The sequence below is a fragment of the Streptomyces sp. NBC_01294 genome, from assembly GCF_035917235.1.
In the GTDB taxonomy this organism is placed as follows: Bacteria; Actinomycetota; Actinomycetes; order Streptomycetales; family Streptomycetaceae; genus Streptomyces; species Streptomyces caledonius.
This window is the reverse complement of sequence record NZ_CP108423.1, coordinates 6,768,459-6,783,964: the sequence shown is the minus strand read 5'-3', so window position 1 is coordinate 6,783,964 and position 15,506 is coordinate 6,768,459. Positions and strand designations below refer to the sequence as shown.

The window sequence follows — 15,506 nt, the reverse complement described above, 5'->3', positions numbered from 1 at the left end:
CCGGAGTGGGCCCCGGTCCTACGCCACGAACGTGCGCGGGGGCTCCGCGCCGCTGCCGCCCGCACCCGTACCCACGAGCCGGGCCGCCGCCGCCAGCCGGGAGGCGGCCTCATCGGCCACCGGCCCGCCCACGGTGAACGGCAGCCGCACGTACCCCTCGAAGGCCCCGTCCACCCCGAACCGCGGCCCGGAGGGGACCCGTACGCCGACCCGCTCCCCCACCTCGGCCAGCCGCGATCCGGACAGCCCGCCCGCGCGGGCCCACAGGGTCAGACCGCCGCGGGGGACCTCGAACTCCCAGTCCGGCAGCTCCCGGCGCACCGCCGCGACCAGCGCGTCGCGGTTCTCCCGAGCCTGATCCCGGCGGATCCCGACGGCCTCCTGCCAGCCCCCGGTCCGCATCAGCCAGTTCACCGCGAGCTGTTCCAGCACGGGCGTGCCCAGGTCGGCGTAGGCGCGCGCGGCGACCAGGCTGCGGATCACGTCGGGAGCGGCGCGGACCCAGCCGATCCGCATGCCCGCCCAGAAGGCCTTGCTGGCGGAGCCCACGGTGATCACCGTGCTGCCGGACGGGTCGAAGGAACAGACCGGCCGGGGCATGGCGAGCTCGGGGTCCAGCTGGAGCTCCACCATGGTCTCGTCGGCGACCAGGACGGTGCCGGCCGACCGGGCGGCCTCCACCATGGCGCGGCGCTGCTCCTCGGAGGCCAGCGCCCCGGTCGGGTTGTGGAAGTCGGCGACGACATAGGCGAGACGCGGGGCCGAGTCGCGCAGCACCTGCCGCCAGACGTCCATGTCCCAGCCGGTGAGCCCGTCGGCCATGGCGACGGGGACCAGGCGCACCCCGGCGGCGCGCATGAGCTGGAGGATGTTGGCGTAGGAGGGGGACTCGACGGCGATCCGCTCCCCCCGGCCGGCGAAGAGGCTGCAGATGGCGTCGATGGCGCCCATCGCGCCGGTGGTGACCATGATCTGCTCGGGCATGGTGGGGATGCCCTGCTCGGTGTAGCGGTCGGCGAGCATCCGGCGCAGCGCGGGCAGGCCCGCCGGGTAGTCCCCGTGCGTGTGCGCGTACGGCGGCAGCTCCTCCAGCGCGCCCTGCACGGCCCTGGTCAGCCAGGGCTCGGGGGCGGGCAGGGCGGCGCAGCCGAGGTCGATCATCGAGCCGAGGGACTCGGGCGGCAGCGGCTCCAGGCCGCGGGCGGGCAGCGGGTTGCCGGCCGGGACGGAGGTCCAGCTGCCGGAGCCCCGGCGGGACTCCAGGAACCCCTCCCCGCGCAGGGCCTCGTACGCGGCGGCGACGGTGGTGCGGCTGAGGGAGAGGGCGACGGCCAGCTCCCGCTCGGCGGGGAGCCGGGCGGCGACCGGGACGCGGCCTTCGAGGACGAGGAGGCGGATCCCGTCGGCGAGGGTGCGGTAGGCGGGCGGCTTGCGGGCGCCGGGCACGGCCGTCCGCTCCTGCTGCGAGGTGATCAGACGGGCGAGCTGCGCGGCACCGACCGCTGAGGTCCATTCGGCCATGACGTCCGGTCCACTTCGTCGGATTGGCCTCGACGGTGCTCGTCGCGGGCCGGTATTGGATTGATGTCTGCGGTCACAGACTGCCACGCGCCAGTCCACTTGCACCAGGGGCGAGTGCGCGGTGGGGCCGCCCCGGCACGGGGACGGGGTGACGGAAGCGAGCGACGCCGTCCGCCATTCACCTCGCGGACCACCGTCCCCACGCGCCACGGGGGATACTGCCGCCGTGACGCACGTACGCCTTCGCCATCCGTATCTGGACCACCCGGCTCCGATCCCCTTCGCACACCGGGGAGGCGCCGCGGACGGGCTGGAGAACACCGCCGCCGCCTTCCGCCGGGCCGCCGAAGCGGGCTACCGGTACTTCGAGACCGATGTGCACGCCACGGCCGACGGGAAGCTCGTCGCCTTCCACGACTCCACCCTGGGCCGGGTCACCGACGGCCGGGGCCGGATCGCCGCGCTGCCCTGGAAGCAGGTCCGGGAGGCCCGCGTGGCGGGCACCGAGCCCCTGCCGCTCTTCGAGGAGCTGCTGGAGGAGTTCCCGGACGCCCGCTGGAACATCGACGTCAAGGCCGAGTCCGCCCTGCACCCGCTCGTCAACCTGATCGCGCGGACCGGGATCTGGGACCGGGTGTGCGTGGGCTCCTTCTCGGAGGGCCGCGTGGCCCGCGCGCAGAAGATCGCCGGCCCCCGGCTGGCGACCTCCTACGGCGTACGCGGGGTGGTCGGCCTGCGGCTGCGCTCGTACGCGATCCCGGCGGCGCTGCGGGTGGGCGCGGTGGCGGCGCAGGTTCCGGAGACCCAGGCGGGCATCCGCGTGGTCGACCGGCGGTTCGTACGGACCGCGCACGAGCGGGGTCTGCAGGTCCACGTGTGGACCGTGAACGAACCGGAACGTATGGAGGCTCTCCTCGACCTGGGTGTCGATGGCATCATGACCGACCGGATCGACATCTTGCGCACGGTGCTGGACCGGCGCGGGGCCTGGGCCTGACACGCTCTTCGGGCCCCCGCGCGGGCCGGGCGGCCGCTGCGGTACGGGGACCAGCGAGGGGGGCACCACGTGGGTGCGGAAGACAGCAGGAAGACCGAGGAAGCGGAAGCCGGGGCCGAGGACGGGAGATCGTCCGCGGCCACGAAGGCCACGGCGGCCACCACCGCCGAGGCGGCCGCGCGCAAGCGCGAGCAGCGGGGCTGGTACTTCTACGACTTCGCCGTCTCGGTGTACTCGGCGAGTGTCCTCACGGTGTTCCTCGGGCCGTACCTGACCTCGGTGGCCAAGGCCGCCGCGGACGCCGAGGGCTTCGTGCACCCGCTGGGCATCCCGGTACGGGCCGGGTCCTTCTTCGCCTACTCGGTCTCGGCCTCGGTGATCCTGGCCGTCCTGATGATGCCGCTGGTGGGGGCCATCGCCGACCGGACCGGCCGCAAGAAGCCCATGCTGGCGGCGGCCGCGTACACGGGCGCCGCCGCGACGGCCGGGATGTTCTTCCTCGGCGGTGAGCGCTACCTGCTGGGCGGGCTGCTGCTGATCGTGGCGAACGCCTCGCTGTCCGTCTCGATGGTGCTCTACAACGCCTACCTGCCGCAGATCTCCACTCCGGACGAGCGGGACACCGTCTCCTCGCGGGGCTGGGCCTTCGGCTACACCGCGGGCTCCCTGATGCTCGTGATGAACCTGGTGCTCTACATGGGCCACGACTCCTTCGGCCTCACCGAGGGCATGGCGGTACGGATCTGCCTGGCCTCGGCGGGCCTGTGGTGGGGCGCCTTCGCGCTGATCCCGCTGCGCAGGCTGCGGGACCGCGCCGTGGTCCGGGAGCCGGGGGCGGGCCAGCCCGTCAACGGCTGGAAGCAGCTCGTCGCCACCCTGAAGGACATGCGGCGCTACCCGCTGACCCTGTCGTTCCTGCTGGCGTACCTGATCTACAACGACGGCGTGCAGACGGTGATCTCGCAGGCCTCCATCTACGGCTCGGAGGAGCTGGAGCTGGACCAGGCCACCCTGATCGGCGCGGTGTTGCTGGTACAGGTCCTGGCGGTGGCCGGTGCGCTGGGGATGGGCCGCCTCGCACGGATCTACGGAGCCAAGCGGACGATCCTCGGCTCGCTCGCGGCATGGGCGGTGACGCTGGCGGCCGGCTACTTCCTGCCGGCCCGGACCCCGGTGTGGTTCTTCGCGCTCGCCGCGATGATCGGACTGGTGCTCGGCGGCAGCCAGGCGCTGTCGCGCTCGCTGTTCTCGCACCTGGTGCCGGCGGGCAAGGAGGCCGAGTACTTCTCCGCGTACGAGATGAGCGACCGCGGCCTGAGCTGGGTGGGCCCCCTCGTTTTCGGCCTGACCTACCAGCTCACGGGGAGCTACCGGGACGCGATCATCTCGCTGGTGGTCTTCTTCGCACTGGGATTCGTGCTGCTGGCGCGAGTGCCGGTGCGGCGCGCGGTGGAGGCGGCAGGCAATCCTGTACCGGAACGGATCTGAGAGCGGGTCCCAGCGTGCGCCCGGCCCGGATCCGCGAACGAATTCCGAACGAATTTAGACGTTGAAGCAAAGGGCCGGTAGTGTACGCCTTTGGCCTGCCAGGCGGACCGTTACTGCGCGCTAAAGAATTCTAGACGTTGGGTGACATCTGCTGCCAGATGTGACAAAACGGGCACTGGTGGGTACAACAAGGGGCGGTACGACGGGCGACGCATGACCCGGAGCGGGAATCTATACCGCCGACCGGACGTTGACCGGATGACGACGACAGCGACACCTGTCCTGTGGGCGACAAGCCCGGGAGGCACGATTCATGAGTGAGCGAGCTCTCCGCGGTACGCGCCTCGTGGTTACCAGCTACGAGACGGACCGCGGCATCGATCTGGCCCCGCGCCAGGCGGTGGAGTACGCATGCCAGAACGGACATCGATTTGAGATGCCGTTCTCGGTTGAGGCAGAAATTCCGCCGGAGTGGGAGTGCAAGGCGTGCGGCGCCATGGCACTCCTGGTGGACGGGGACGGGCCCGAAGAGAAGAAGGGCAAGCCTGCGCGAACGCACTGGGACATGCTCATGGAGCGACGCACCCGCGAGGAGCTGGAGGAAGTGCTGGCCGAAAGGCTTGCGGTCCTTCGTTCCGGCGCCATGAACATTGCCGTGCATCCGCGGGACAGCCGCAAGTCCGCCTGACAGCCGGACGGATACACAAGCCGAGGGGCCCCGCCACACAGTGTGGCGGGGCCCCTCGGCTTTCCCGTGCGCTACGGACTGCGGGGTGCGCTACGGACTGCGGGTCACGGCGTCAGCGGCGGGCGGTACGTCGTGTCCGGGCCGTCCTGCCGCCCGGGCCGGTCCTCGTCGCGGATGACCTCGCCCTGGACGACCTTGCCGTCGGGGTAGTGGATGCGTGCCTGCTGGAAGGCGTCACCGAAGCTGCCGGCGGGGGCCGAGGCCATCTTCCGCTCCAGCGAGCGGGTCGCCCGGCGGCCGATCCAGGCCCGGACGGGCGGGAGCAGCAGGAACAGGCCCGCCACGTCGGAGAGCAGGCCCGGCATCATCAGGAGCAGGCCCGCCAGCATGGTGAGGCCGTTGCCCCGGCCGGGCTGCTGCGGGGTGGGCTGCCGCCCCTGCTGAGCCTGCTGGAAGGTGTCCGACAGGTTCTTGAAGGCACGTCGCCCGGCCCGTTTGATGACCACCGCGCCCAGGACGATCCCGCCCGCGAGCAGCGCGGCCACGGCCAGCCCGCCGGCCACGTCCGCGACCACCGTGAGCAGCCAGATCTCCAGGATCAGCCAGGCGGCGACCGCCAGGGGGAGGAAGGTTCGGGCGGGCGAGCGCCGCCGGGGGGCCGTCGAGGTCGGAACGCCGGTCGTCATACCCACCAGTGTGCCTGGGGCCGCGTAAAAGTGTCCTCAGCCGGAGGTACGGGACGGCCCCTAGGGGTCAGGCGGTCACGCGCTGCCGCCGCGGGCGCCCGTTCCCTTGCCGGTGCCCTTGCCCGCGCCCTTGACGCCGCCCAGCAGCTTGGCCGCCTGGGCCTTGATGCCCCACTGGGTGACCCGCCACAGGGCCTCCACCACGATGTCCTTGCTCATCTTGCTGTCGCCGAACTCACGCTCGACGAACGTGATGGGCACCTCCACCACGCGGAAGCCCTTCTGCACGGCCCTGCGGGCCAGGTCCACCTGGAAGCAGTAGCCCGCGGAGGCCACGTCGTCCAGGCCCAGGCCCTCCAGGGTCTCGCGGCGGAAGGCGCGGTAGCCGCCGGTCACGTCGCGGATCGGGACGTCCAGCATCAGCCGGGAGTACGTCGAACCGCCGCGCGAGAGGAACTCGCGGCTCTTGGGCCAGTTGACGACGCGTCCGCCCGGCACCCAGCGGGAGCCCAGGACCAGGTCGGCGCCGGCCAGCGCGGTGAGCAGGCGGGGCAGTTCCTCGGGCTGGTGGGAGCCGTCGGCGTCCATCTCGACGATCACGCCGTAGCCGGCGTCCAGGGCCCAGAGGAAGCCCGCCAGGTAGGCGGCGCCGAGCCCCTCCTTGCCCTTGCGGTGCAGGACGTGGACGTGGTCGTCGCCGGCCGCGAGCTCGTCGGCGAGCTTGCCGGTGCCGTCGGGGCTGTTGTCGTCGGCGACCAGGATGTGGGCCTCGGGCACCGCCGCGCGGACGCGGCCGACGATCAGCCCGATGTTCTCCGACTCGTTGTAGGTCGGAATGATCACCAAGGCCGTACCGAGCGGCCCGTAGGTCCGCTGTCCGCCGTCGCTCACTGGGTCCCCTTTTGTGCTCTTGCACGTCCTGTACGTCTGGTCGCAGGGAATGACTGTAGAACAGTGGTCGGGGCCCGCGGTCCTTCGGGCCGGTCGGACACCCGCTGGCTGCGGGCCGCCCTGACCGTTGTCTACTGGACCGCCGAGCCCCGACCCGGGGCCACCCGCCGCCCGGCGAAACCTTCCCTCGCCCCCGAGGCGCGGGCGCGCTGAGCAGACGGATCCGTCCGGCACGGACATCCTGTGGTGGACCCGGCCGAACTTATCCGGGTCCGACCGCCCGTACCGAACCGAGGCCGACCGGATCACCCCTGTGGGCGTACGAATACCTCCCGCCCGCCGACGACGGTGGCGAGGCACACCGGCAGCTCGGATCCGGGGGTCAGGTCGGGCAGTCCGGGGGTGCCGGAGCGGGGGTCCGTGGACCAGCGGGCGACCCGGTCGTCGGGTGCCTGGACGACCAGTTCGCCGGTTTCCCAGACCGCGTAGTCGGCGGGCGCGCCCGGCACGAGGATCCCCGCGTCGTCGCGGCCCAGGGCCCGCCAGCCGCCCCGGGTGTGGGCGGTGAAGGCGGCCCGTACGGAGATGCGGTGCTCGGGCGTCCGGTGGAACGCGGCCGCGCGGACGGTGCCCCAGGGGTCGAGCGGGGTGACCGGGGCGTCCGAGCCGAAGGCCAGCGGGACGCCCGCCTTGAGCATGGCCGCGTACGGGTTCAGGGTGCGGGCGCGCTCGGCCCCGAGCCGGTCGGCGTACATGCCGTCCTCGCCGCCCCAGGCCGCGTCGAACGCGGGCTGCACGGAGGCGGTGAGCCCCAGCTCGGCGAAGGCGGCGATGGCGGCGGGGGTCATCATCTCGGCGTGCTCGACCCGGTGGCGGGCGGCGCGGACCCGGGCCAGGCCGACCTTCTCGGCGGCCGCCCGTACGCCCTCCACCACGGCGGTGATCGCGGCGTCGCCGATGGCGTGGAAACCGGCCTGGAGGCCCGCCTCGGTGCAGGCGGCCACGTGTTCGGTGACGGCGTGTACGTCGAGGTAGCCGGTGCCGGTGTGCGGGGCGTCGGCGTACGGGGCGTGCAGGCAGGCGGTGTGCGAGCCGAGGGCGCCGTCGACGAAGAGGTCGCCGGCGGCCCCGACGGCCCCCAGCTCCCTGGCCAGTTCGAGGTCCCGGTCGGCCCAGTACCCGAAGACGCGCGGCCCGGGCCGCTCGGCGGCCAGCGCGAGCAGGCCGGTGAAGTCCTCGGCGGAGGAGATGTCGGGCCCGCCGCACTCGTGCACGGATCCGATGCCCAGGGAGGCGGCCCGGTCGAGGGCGGCCCGCTGGGCCTCGGCGCGCTGCGCGGGGGTGACGGCGGCCAGGGCGGCCCGCCGCACGGCGTGGTGGTCGTCGGCGGTCAGCGGCAGGTCGCCGTCGGGCCGCACTCCGGGGACGAGGTCGAGCAGGGCGGTGGTGACCACGGCCGAGTGCACGTCGATGCGGCTGAGGTAGAGCGGGCGGCCCCCGGCGGCCTCGTCGAGCTCGGCCCGGCGCGGCGCGCGCCGCTCGGGCCAGCGGGCGGCGTCCCAGCCGTGCCCGAGGAGCACCCGGTCCGCGGGTCGGCTCGCGGCGTACGCGCGTACGAGGTCCAGCGCGGCGGACAGGGAGCGTGCTCCGGTGAGGTCCAGCCCGGTCAGGGCCAGGCCGGCGGAGGTGGTGTGGACGTGGGCGTCCGTGAAGGCGGGGGTGACGAGCGCGCCGCCGAGGTCGACGACCTCGTCCACGCCCTGGGCGAAGGCGTCGGCCGCACCTTCGGAACCGACCCAGGCGACGTGGCCGCGCTCGACGACCATCGCGGTGGCGAAGGGGTCGGCGGGGCTGTGGACCTCGCCCCCGCGGAGGAGGACGGTGCGGGTGGGATCGGTGGGGGCGGGTGTCGCGCGCTCGGTCATGGTGACAAGTTTCGCGCGTTCGCCGGGCGCGGATGGACGCGGGTGCGGGGCGGGCCCTGCGGGGCGGTCTTCGGGGCCGCTCTCTTCACCGGGCGGGGCAGGGCCCGGACCCCCTGGGCCCCGCGCCGGCCCCCTTGCCCCGATCACCGGCGCGAGTGAGGCACGGCCTGCGCCCCGGGTCCGGTGCGGCGGACGGGGTCCGGTGCGGCGGCGGCTCGAGGCCGACGAGGGACCGGGGCGAGTCGTGCGAGGGCGCACGTGGGGTGCGTGCGGCCGGGGCGCGTGCAGAGTCAGACGCGGGGCGGGCGGGCTTCGTAGGGGGTGGAGAGGACCACCGTCGTGCGCGTCGAGACGTGGGCGAGGGCGCGCAGGCGGCCCAGCAGGTCTTCCAGCTCCAGGGGGGTGGCGACGCGCACCTTCAGGATGTAGTTCTCGTCGCCCGCGACGCTGTGGCAGGCCTCGATCTCGGGAACGCCGGACAGCCGGTCGGCGATGTCGTCCGGGGCGCTCGGGTCGAAGGGCTTGACCGAGATGAACGCGGTCAACGGCAGGCCGACGGCCTCCGGGTCGACCACGGCCGCATAGCCGCGGATCACCCCGCGCTGTTCCAGACGGCGTACTCGCTGATGGACTGCCGACGTGGACAGTCCCGTTGCCTTGCCCAGATCCGTGTAACTCATCCGCCCGTCCCGTACGAGCAGATCCACGATCTGGCGGTCCAGCTCCTCCATTGCGCTCATAGCCGCACAACCTAAGGCCCAACGGCACTCCAGGCACAGCGCTGTCCGCCCACTGGAGGCATCTGCGGCAGGCATGTGACCAAGGCCACAGGGGTATGCACGTGGAGGCCGGTCTGTTGTGGTTACTCGTGCCGCTCGACGGGAAGTGCTTGCTGTGGCCGAGGCCGTAGATCCTGCCCGCCCGGCCCACCCAAGGGGGAGTACATCCATGCTGAACACCAAGCGCGCCGGTCGCACCGAACCGGAGCCCCTGGAACCGCTCGATTCCGGGGACGGCACCTTCGCGGGGGACGCCGAATACGCCGACTACCTCGACGACATCGAGGGATTCGAGATCCACCACGCGATCTGCCCCGACTGCGGCCAGTCCATCGCCCTCGTCGCGGACGAGGAGTACCTGCCGCAGCACGCGCTCTGCCTGACCCCGTGGAACCCCTTCGGGCTCACCGTGTGCGCGGGCACCGGGCGGCCCGCCACCGACGCGCTGCCCACCGTCGGCATGATCCAGCCGGTGGAGGAGGCCCAGGAGCCCGACACCGTCGTCCTGTCGACCCTGCCCCAGGGCCTGGACTGGCGGACGCAGCCCTTCTCGCACGTCGGCGGTCCGGGCTCGCGTCCGGTCCGGGTGGTGAGCCCCGTGCTCCCGCAGCAGGCGCAGACGCGCCAGCAGCACGCGCAGGCGGCCTGACGGCCGCCCGGCGCCGGGCTTCCCTCCCGCTGACCCTGCTCTCTGCTCCCCTACCAGTACGTTCCCTGCACCATGGCGGCCAGGCTGGCGTGGTGCAGGATCAGGCTGTCCGGGTCCGCCGGGATCTCGACCTCGCCGAAGTGGGCCTGCCGGTAGGCGATGCGCAGCATCACGATCCCGTGCCGCAGGGCGGCGTAGAGGGTGTGGAACTCCATGTCCCGCGGCGTGTGGCCGGTCAGTTCGGCGTACCGGCGCTCCAGGTCCTCGCGGCGCAGGAAGTCCGGCAGACCGGGCTGGCCGAAGCCGACGGTGAGGTCCTGGAAGAAGCGGTGGAGGTACACGGTCCAGCCGAGGTCCACCTCGCGCGGGGCGTACGCCGCCATCTCCCAGTCCAGCACGGCCACCGGCGTGAAGCCGTCGTAGATGACGTTGCCGATGCGGGCGTCGCCCCAGTTGAGGACCGCGGGGCCCTCGTCCGCCGGCCACAGCTCCTCCAGGCGGGCGAACGCCCGCTCGATGAGCGGGGACGGGGCGAGTCCGCCCACCACCCAGGAGTAGTAGGCGCGTTGGGCGTCCACGTGCCGGCGCAAGGGGGTCCCCTCGCCGTCGGGCAGCAGGAACTCGGCCTCCTTCGCGGGGAATTGGTCGTGCAGCCGGGCCAGCAGCGAGATGCTCGCCTCCTGCAGTGCGCCGCGTTCGGCGTCGGTCGCGGCGTGCAGCCAATTGCCCTCGTAGGTGTAGGGCATGACGTCGGGCGGCACCCGGCCGTCGGCGCGGGCCATCACGAAGAACGGCGCCCCCAGCGGCCCCGGATCCTCCTCCAGCCACTGCACGCGCGGGACGGGCAGGTCCGTGTGCTCGGCGACGAGACTCATCACGCGGTGCTGGCGCGGCATGTCGTACGTCGGGAAGACGGTGTAGGCCGCCGGGTCGGCGGCGAGCCGCAGCGCGCAGGCGCGGAGCGGGGTGTCCGGGTGCTCTATGTCGAAGAGCAGGGTCTCGCTGGACATCCCGTTGGAACCGGGAACCGAGACGTTGGTGACCTTCGCGCCGGGGAGCCTGGTGTCCAGCCAGGCGGCCAGGCGCCGGCCGAGCTCTTCGGGCTCTCGGGTGGAGGTGCGCGGACGCGGTGCAGTGGCCATGCGTGAGCCCCTTCCCTACTGGGCGACGGAGGAGTAGTCGGTGAAGCCGCTCGGGTCGTGGCGGCCGAAACTGCCGTGCTCGAAGATGCCGTATCCGGTCTGCCCGTCGAGGGTGAAGCGGGCTGCGTGGTCGGTCACCCCGAAGGCGGCCATCGGGTGGGCCGCGGGGTCGGAGAGGTCGTAGACGCGGCGGTCGGTCCAGCCGCGGCCCTGCCAGGTGCCGTGCTGCCAGTCGGCCGCGGGCGGGTAGCCGGCGCCGACGGCCAGGGGGGAGGAGTTGAGTATCTCCACGCCCAGTTCGAGGGGCTTGCGGGCCGGGTCGGTGAGGTGGACGACGGCGCTCTCGGGATGGCGGCTCCCCGGCCGGTAGCGGATCTCGGTGTGCGGCCAGCCGAGCTGGACGTCGTGGCGCCCGCTGCCCTCGGGGAAGACCTGCACGGCTTCGTTCAGGGTGCGGTGGCCGTCGGCGTCCTCCTGGGCGATCACCATCACGAAGCGGTCCTCGAAGCGGACCGGGATCCAGAGCCAGTGGAAGCCCTCGGGGCGGTGCTCCTCGGCCGCGCGGCCCCCCTCCTCCCCGGGGATCGGACGCACGCCCCAGCTCCGGTCGCGGGTGCCGCTCCACTCCCCCGGCGTGAGCACGAACTCCTCGCCCTTGGCCCGGACGGTCCCGGTGACGTTGCCGGCCTGGACGAAGCGGCGGCCCTCCAGCATGAGGCGGTCGCCGCGCCGCTGGATGTGGTGGGGTTCCCAGACGGCGGGGAACTCGGCGGTCCAGGTGACGTCGTACGAAAGCCCGTGCGGGTCGGCCGGGTCGGGGGCGCAGCGCAGCGTGAGCTGCTTGAGCGGGACGTCGACGGTGATGGACAGGGGTCCCACCGAGAGGTTCATCCTGTCGTCGCCGAGGGCGTCGGAAGCCCGGACGGCGAGGAGCTCGTCGCCGATGCGGAGGGTGGCGTAGGCGTCGATGACCCCGGCGTTGGGGTAGACGCCGAGGCCGAGGATCAGAACGGCGCGCCCGGCGTGGTCGAAGACGTGGAAGATGCAGCGGTCGTAGGCGTTGCGGTCACCGCTGACGAGGTGCTTCATCGACAAGGGAGCCTGATGGATGGGGTACTCGTCGAGCGCAACGGGCCGGTCGGCGGGCATGGCGGACCTCCAGGAGGGCGACTTGGTGGGTGCGGCTTCGGGAGTGCGGCTTAGGGAGTGCGGGGGGCAGCCCGGGCGGATATGACGGTACGTCAGAAACCACACCGAGGGCCACCCTTCTGGCACGCTCTGACACCCCGGCACGCTGCGCCGGGGAGGCGGGGGCTTCGGGGGGCAGGGGCCAGGCAGGCAGGGTCGGGACCCGGGGCGGGGGCGGCGGGAGCCGGGAGCCGGCGGGGCGGGATTCCGCCACTCGCAGCCCCGCCCGCACCACCCGCCCCCGACCCGCCCCCGGGGACGGGTCGAACGGAAACGCGTGTCGTGGGGGCGGTTACTCGGGGCTTCGGTTCCGCGTTGGCCCTGTATGACCATGCTTCAGTCTTCAACGGGCCGAAGGCGCCGCCCGATGCCGCCGGGTTGCGAAGAATCGGTTCAGCAACAGCGCGAGCAACAGCGCGAGCAGCAGCATGAGCAACCGCGAGAGGCGCAGCGCGAGCCGCAGCATCAGGCGCCCGATCCGCCGATCTACCACGACCTGCTGGCCCGGTGGGCCGACGCCGGGCGGACGCTGCCCGGGCGGCGCGACCCGGAGTGGTCCCGGCTCACGTCCTCCCCGATCTGGCCCACCACCAGCAGCGGCCTGTACTGGGACGTGTCCGACGAGCCGGGTGACGGACGACCCGCCGGTCAGACCACGACCACGCACCACCACGGCCGCCGCTGACGCGTCTCGCCGCGGCCCGTCCCGAACTTCAGCGCCCGGCCGTCTCCTTGCTCCGGCCGACGGACCCGGACCCCCACCGCACGGTCCAAGATCATCGGGTGCAGAATGGCCGGTATGCCGATAACGAATGCGCCGAAAACGGCAACGGTCGACGATGCGCCACTGATCAGCCGAATCCTGACCAGGGCCTTCGACGACGACCCGATGATGCGCTGGTTCTTCCCCGACGACGCCTCGCGCGACGCGGCTCTGGGCCGCTACTTCACCACGATCTACACCCGGCAGTACGTCCGGCACAGCGTCTGCGAGCGCACCGACGCGGCGGCTGCGTTCTGGGTGCCCCCGGAGGCGGGGGAGAAGGCCGTTCCCGACGCGGAGACCATCGCGGAGCTCCAGGACATCCTCGGCGACCGGGCCCCGCTGTTCCGGGACGCCGTCGAGACGGCCGCCCTGCACACCCCCGAGGAACCGCACTGGTACCTGGCGGTCATCGGCGCCGACCCGGCCGCCCAGGGCCAGGGCCAGGGCGCCGCCCTGCTGCGCTCGGGGCTGGCCAAGGCCGACGCGGCGGGCCTGCCCGCCTACCTGGAGTCCTCCAAGCCGTCCAACCTGCCGTTCTACGAGCACTTCGGCTTCACCGTGCGCAAGGAGCTGCAGCTGCCGGGCGAGGGTCCGACGCTGTGGGCGATGTGGCGCGAGCCGCGCCGCCCGGCCGACGCCTGAGGCGCGTCCGCACGGCAGCGCCGGACGCCCGCCCCGGGCGGCAACGCCGGTGCGGTGGCGGGGATCCCGCCGCCGCACCGGCCACGCCACCGGCCGCGCCACCGCCGTGCGCTGCGGTCAGCGCGTCTCAGGGCCCGCCAGGTGGCGGGCGATGACCATGCGCTGGATCTGGTTGGTGCCCTCCACGATCTGGAGCACCTTCGCCTCGCGCATCAGGCGCTCGACGGGGAAGTCCGCCGTGTAGCCGTAGCCGCCGAGGACCTGCACCGCGTCCGTGGTGACGGCCATCGCCGCGTCGGTGCAGAACAGCTTGGCCATCGCCGCCTGGCGGGAGAACGGCTTGCCCGCGTCCCGCAGCCGCGCCGCCGCGAGGTACAGCGCCCGTCCGGCCTCGATCTTGGTGGCCATGTCGGCCAGCATGAAGCGCAGCCCCTGGAAGTCCGCGATCGGGTGCCCGAACTGCTTGCGGTCCAGGGCGTAGGCCAGTGCCTCGTCCAGCGCCGCCTGGGCGACGCCGATGGCGCAGGCGGCGATGCCCAGACGCCCCGCGTCCAGTGCGGCCAGGGCGATGGTGAAGCCCTGCCCCTCCTCGCCGATGCGGCGCGCGTCCGGCACCCGTACGCCGTCGAAGTGCAGCTGGGCGGTGGGCGAGCCCTTCATGCCCATCTTCTTCTCGGGCACGGCGGCGGTCAGGCCCGCCGCGTCCCCGGGGACCAGGAAGGCCGTGATGCCCTTGGGGCCCTCGGCGCCGGTGCGCGCGAGGACGGTGTAGAAGTCGGCGACTCCGCCGTGGGTGATCCAGGCCTTGGTGCCAGTGATGATCCAGTCGTCGCCGTCGCGCACCGCCTTGGTGGTGAGCGAGGCGGCGTCGGAGCCGGCGGCCGGCTCGGAGAGGCAGTAGGCGCCCAGCAGGCCGCCGCCGAGCATCGCGGGCAGGTGCGCTCCCTGCTGCTCCTTGGTGCCGTAGCCGGCGAGGCCGTGGCAGGCCAGCGAGTGCACGCTGACGCCGAGGCCGACGGTCAGGCGGGCCGCGGCCAGCTCTTCCAGGACCTGGAGATAGACCTCGTACGGCTGCTCGCCGCCGCCGAATTCCCCGGGGTACGGGAGGCCGAGCAGTCCGGCCTCCGACAGGAGGGTGAAGACCTCGCGGGGGAACCGCCCGGAGTCCTCCTCCTCGGCGGCCTTGGGACGGATCTCGCGCTGCGCGATCTCGCGTACGAGGGCGAGGAGGTCCCGGGACTCCTCGGTGGGCAGCTGTCGGTCCACCGGCTGCGGGGCGCGGTCTGTCATGGCGGCGCTCTCCTCCCTGGTCGGGCACGGCGGCGACGCGTGAGGTGTGGGACGCGCCGCCGGGTCTCGGTGCTCTCACAGCCGATGCTGCCCTTCCGGATCACGGAAGGGCCTGTTCAGCGGCTGCGGCGGCTTGAGTATGCCCGATCAGGGGCTTCCCGTCACCGGGGCAAGATCACCAAGCTGGTCGAACGGCTCTTCGGGTGCGGGAGGTGCCGGACACTCCGGGACGAACTCCTCGATCACCGTCAGTGTGGTGCGCAGCTGGCGCACCAGCAGGGCCCCGACCTCGGCCCGGTCGGGCTGGTCGGCTCGGTCGGGCTGGCCGGCTCGGTCGGGCTGGCCGGCTCGGTCGGGCTGGCCGGGTTGGCCGGCCCGGTCCGCCCGGTCCGGGGCGCGCTGCCCGCCGATCCATTCCAGGGTGATCCCTTCGACCGCGGAGAGCCAGCCCAGGAGGGCGAGGCGGGCGATCGGGGGCACGGTGCGGCGGCCGTACGCGCCTTCGGCGATGGTGGCGACCAGTTCCTCGCGGACGGCGTCGCGGATCGCGAGCACCTCGGCGTCGGAGCCGACGCCGCCGGCGGCGATGGTGCGGTACGCGGCATGGTGGTTCTCGGCGTAGTGGAGGAAGCCGTCGATGGTGCGGCGGACCCGCTCGGCGCCGGGGAGGTGGCTGTCGCCGCCGGCGCGGGCGATCAGCTCGGCCACGGAGTCCTCGACGATGGCGAGGTAGTAGCCGCGCTTGCTCTTGAAGTAGTAGTAGATCAGCCCCTTGGCGACGCCCGCCTGCTGGGCGATGTCGTCCACGGAGAGCGCGTCGTACGAGGTGTCGGCGAACAACATGCGGCCGATTG

General features: G+C 73.0%; 15 protein-coding genes. 6 read left to right on the top strand and 9 right to left on the bottom strand.

The features are described 5' to 3' along the window. Positions 1-18 precede the first annotated feature (18 nt). A complete protein-coding gene (locus OG534_RS30705; RefSeq protein ID WP_326592371.1) occupies positions 19-1,521 on the bottom strand; it encodes an SCO1417 family MocR-like transcription factor in 1,503 nt (500 codons plus the stop codon). 226 nt (positions 1,522-1,747) lie between these two features. Here OG534_RS30705 and OG534_RS30700 point away from each other — a divergent pair, with 226 nt between their 5' ends. The 3 genes from OG534_RS30700 to OG534_RS30690 all read left to right on the top strand — a co-directional run bounded on the left by OG534_RS30700 (position 1,748) and on the right by OG534_RS30690 (position 4,694). Continuing rightward, positions 1,748-2,518, top strand: coding sequence for a glycerophosphodiester phosphodiesterase family protein (locus tag OG534_RS30700; RefSeq protein WP_326592369.1), 771 nt, complete (start codon positions 1,748-1,750; stop codon positions 2,516-2,518). A 69-nt stretch (positions 2,519-2,587) separates the two neighbouring features. Continuing rightward, positions 2,588-4,006 carry an MFS transporter gene (locus OG534_RS30695; protein WP_326592367.1) on the top strand — a complete coding sequence of 473 codons (1,419 nt, stop codon included), beginning with the start codon at positions 2,588-2,590 and terminating at the stop codon, positions 4,004-4,006. 313 nt (positions 4,007-4,319) lie between these two features. Next, positions 4,320-4,694: an RNA polymerase-binding protein RbpA gene (locus tag OG534_RS30690; RefSeq protein WP_007262928.1), complete on the top strand. Its 375-nt coding sequence runs from the start codon at positions 4,320-4,322 to the stop codon at positions 4,692-4,694. Positions 4,695-4,798: 104 nt separating this feature from the next. Here the strand turns inward: OG534_RS30690 and fxsA are convergent, their stop codons facing one another. The 4 genes from fxsA to OG534_RS30670 all read right to left on the bottom strand — a co-directional run bounded on the left by fxsA (position 4,799) and on the right by OG534_RS30670 (position 8,927). Next, on the bottom strand, positions 4,799-5,380 hold the full coding sequence (fxsA, locus tag OG534_RS30685) for an FxsA family membrane protein (RefSeq protein ID WP_326592359.1): 582 nt from the start codon (positions 5,378-5,380) through the stop codon (positions 4,799-4,801). 75 nt (positions 5,381-5,455) lie between these two features. Beyond that, positions 5,456-6,271 (bottom strand): polyprenol monophosphomannose synthase, encoded by an 816-nt coding sequence (locus OG534_RS30680; protein WP_326592357.1) that lies wholly within the window; start codon positions 6,269-6,271, stop codon positions 5,456-5,458. Positions 6,272-6,576: 305 nt separating this feature from the next. Next, the gene (locus tag OG534_RS30675; protein ID WP_326592356.1) at positions 6,577-8,196 is read right to left on the bottom strand and encodes an amidohydrolase; all 1,620 of its coding nucleotides are present in this window, start codon (positions 8,194-8,196) and stop codon (positions 6,577-6,579) included. A gap of 290 nt (positions 8,197-8,486) precedes the next feature. Beyond that, positions 8,487-8,927 (bottom strand): Lrp/AsnC family transcriptional regulator, encoded by a 441-nt coding sequence (locus OG534_RS30670; RefSeq protein WP_326593949.1) that lies wholly within the window; start codon positions 8,925-8,927, stop codon positions 8,487-8,489. A 217-nt stretch (positions 8,928-9,144) separates the two neighbouring features. Between OG534_RS30670 and OG534_RS30665 the strand changes: the two genes are divergently transcribed. Beyond that, positions 9,145-9,624: a hypothetical protein gene (locus OG534_RS30665; RefSeq protein ID WP_326592354.1), complete on the top strand. Its 480-nt coding sequence runs from the start codon at positions 9,145-9,147 to the stop codon at positions 9,622-9,624. Positions 9,625-9,674: 50 nt separating this feature from the next. Here OG534_RS30665 and OG534_RS30660 read toward each other — a convergent pair whose 3' ends face one another. Both OG534_RS30660 and OG534_RS30655 read right to left on the bottom strand, forming a co-directional pair. Beyond that, positions 9,675-10,766 carry a phosphotransferase family protein gene (locus OG534_RS30660; RefSeq protein WP_326592352.1) on the bottom strand — a complete coding sequence of 364 codons (1,092 nt, stop codon included), beginning with the start codon at positions 10,764-10,766 and terminating at the stop codon, positions 9,675-9,677. 15 nt (positions 10,767-10,781) lie between these two features. Continuing rightward, on the bottom strand, positions 10,782-11,915 hold the full coding sequence (locus OG534_RS30655; protein ID WP_326592351.1) for a hypothetical protein: 1,134 nt from the start codon (positions 11,913-11,915) through the stop codon (positions 10,782-10,784). 406 nt (positions 11,916-12,321) lie between these two features. On the opposite strand from OG534_RS30655, the gene OG534_RS30650 reads away from it, so the two are divergent. Further along, on the top strand, positions 12,322-12,639 hold the full coding sequence (locus OG534_RS30650; RefSeq protein ID WP_326592349.1) for a hypothetical protein: 318 nt from the start codon (positions 12,322-12,324) through the stop codon (positions 12,637-12,639). 105 nt (positions 12,640-12,744) lie between these two features. Further along, positions 12,745-13,362 (top strand): GNAT family N-acetyltransferase, encoded by a 618-nt coding sequence (locus OG534_RS30645; RefSeq protein ID WP_326592347.1) that lies wholly within the window; start codon positions 12,745-12,747, stop codon positions 13,360-13,362. Between the two features lie 117 nt (positions 13,363-13,479). Here OG534_RS30645 and OG534_RS30640 read toward each other — a convergent pair whose 3' ends face one another. Together OG534_RS30640 and OG534_RS30635 are read right to left on the bottom strand one after the other, a co-directional pair. Next, on the bottom strand, positions 13,480-14,652 hold the full coding sequence (locus OG534_RS30640) for an acyl-CoA dehydrogenase family protein (protein WP_326592345.1): 1,173 nt from the start codon (positions 14,650-14,652) through the stop codon (positions 13,480-13,482). A 147-nt stretch (positions 14,653-14,799) separates the two neighbouring features. Then, positions 14,800-15,495 carry a TetR/AcrR family transcriptional regulator gene (locus OG534_RS30635; RefSeq protein WP_442807169.1) on the bottom strand — a complete coding sequence of 232 codons (696 nt, stop codon included), beginning with the start codon at positions 15,493-15,495 and terminating at the stop codon, positions 14,800-14,802. Positions 15,496-15,506: the final 11 nt, after the last annotated feature.

What these genes read in the sequence shown, in the direction of transcription:
- OG534_RS30705 (WP_326592371.1), bottom strand. Translation starts at nt 1,521, where the DNA reads ATGGCCGAATGGACCTCAGCGGTCGGTGCCGCGCAGCTCGCCCGTCTG.
- OG534_RS30690 (WP_007262928.1), top strand. Translation starts at nt 4,320, where the DNA reads ATGAGTGAGCGAGCTCTCCGCGGTACGCGCCTCGTGGTTACCAGCTAC.
- fxsA (WP_326592359.1), bottom strand. Translation starts at nt 5,380, where the DNA reads ATGACGACCGGCGTTCCGACCTCGACGGCCCCCCGGCGGCGCTCGCCC.
- OG534_RS30675 (WP_326592356.1), bottom strand. Translation starts at nt 8,196, where the DNA reads ATGACCGAGCGCGCGACACCCGCCCCCACCGATCCCACCCGCACCGTC.
- OG534_RS30670 (WP_326593949.1), bottom strand. Translation starts at nt 8,927, where the DNA reads ATGGAGGAGCTGGACCGCCAGATCGTGGATCTGCTCGTACGGGACGGG.
- OG534_RS30665 (WP_326592354.1), top strand. Translation starts at nt 9,145, where the DNA reads ATGCTGAACACCAAGCGCGCCGGTCGCACCGAACCGGAGCCCCTGGAA.
- OG534_RS30660 (WP_326592352.1), bottom strand. Translation starts at nt 10,766, where the DNA reads ATGGCCACTGCACCGCGTCCGCGCACCTCCACCCGAGAGCCCGAAGAG.
- OG534_RS30655 (WP_326592351.1), bottom strand. Translation starts at nt 11,915, where the DNA reads ATGCCCGCCGACCGGCCCGTTGCGCTCGACGAGTACCCCATCCATCAG.
- OG534_RS30650 (WP_326592349.1), top strand. Translation starts at nt 12,322, where the DNA reads ATGCCGCCGGGTTGCGAAGAATCGGTTCAGCAACAGCGCGAGCAACAG.
- OG534_RS30645 (WP_326592347.1), top strand. Translation starts at nt 12,745, where the DNA reads ATGGCCGGTATGCCGATAACGAATGCGCCGAAAACGGCAACGGTCGAC.
- OG534_RS30640 (WP_326592345.1), bottom strand. Translation starts at nt 14,652, where the DNA reads ATGACAGACCGCGCCCCGCAGCCGGTGGACCGACAGCTGCCCACCGAG.
- OG534_RS30635 (WP_442807169.1), bottom strand. Translation starts at nt 15,495, where the DNA reads ATGTTGTTCGCCGACACCTCGTACGACGCGCTCTCCGTGGACGACATC.